Origin of the sequence: Protofrankia sp. CiT1, assembly GCF_917627335.1 — a bacterium.
In the GTDB taxonomy this organism is placed as follows: domain Bacteria; phylum Actinomycetota; class Actinomycetes; order Frankiales; family Frankiaceae; genus Protofrankia.
This window is the reverse complement of the sequence record NZ_CAKJTP010000287.1, coordinates 2,229-2,824: the sequence shown is the minus strand read 5'-3', so window position 1 is coordinate 2,824 and position 596 is coordinate 2,229. Positions and strand designations below refer to the sequence as shown.

The 596-nt window shown below is 64.8% G+C and carries 2 protein-coding genes; one reads left to right on the top strand and one right to left on the bottom strand.

The genetic code is table 11. From position 1 onward, the window contains the following. Positions 1-183 (top strand): helix-turn-helix domain-containing protein (locus MJ785_RS21635; protein ID WP_239382703.1); only part of this gene is annotated, 183 nt, incomplete at its 5' end. Between the two features lie 7 nt (positions 184-190). Here MJ785_RS21635 and MJ785_RS21630 read toward each other — a convergent pair. Continuing rightward, positions 191-373: a DNA-binding protein gene (locus MJ785_RS21630; protein ID WP_239382701.1), complete on the bottom strand. Its 183-nt coding sequence runs from the start codon at positions 371-373 to the stop codon at positions 191-193. Positions 374-596: the final 223 nt, after the last annotated feature.

Sequence of the window (596 nt, the reverse complement as noted above, 5' to 3'; positions counted from 1 at the left end):
CTTCTTCTCACCCCGGCTGAAGCGGCGGCTGAACTGCGGGTCAGCCGCGCGAAGCTCTATCAGTTGATGAAGGCAGGGCTGATCGACTCTGTGGTGATCGACCGGTCGCGACGGATACCGCGGGCGGCGCTCACCGCCTACGTCGATCGGCTGCGCGGGCTGGAACAGCAGGATGCGGCGTGAACGGCGGTCAGGTGGCCGGGTCGCGGGGTGGGCGGTGCTCGGCAAACCAGCGTTCCACGTCGTCGGCTCGCCAGATCTTTCCGGCTTTGATCTCGTCGAGTGGTTCGGGGAATGACGGGTCGGTGGTGACGATTTGGTGGACTCGGACGCGGCTCACACCGAGACGGGCGGCGATCTCTGCCGTGCCCATGAGTCGTTCCCGCATCATTCCCGAAGCGTACTTGACAGTCGCTAAGCCGCCATAGACACTCAACAGGACTTAGCGACTGCTAAGTAAGGCGGTCCCGCCGGGAGCTCTCACCCTCCACGACGGGACCTCGATCCACACCCCTTCTCGTACAAGGAGCGCAGACCGTGACCCCTATCATTCCGCCTGTCTATGACCCGCCGCGCGACCCCTCCGACGGACAGCC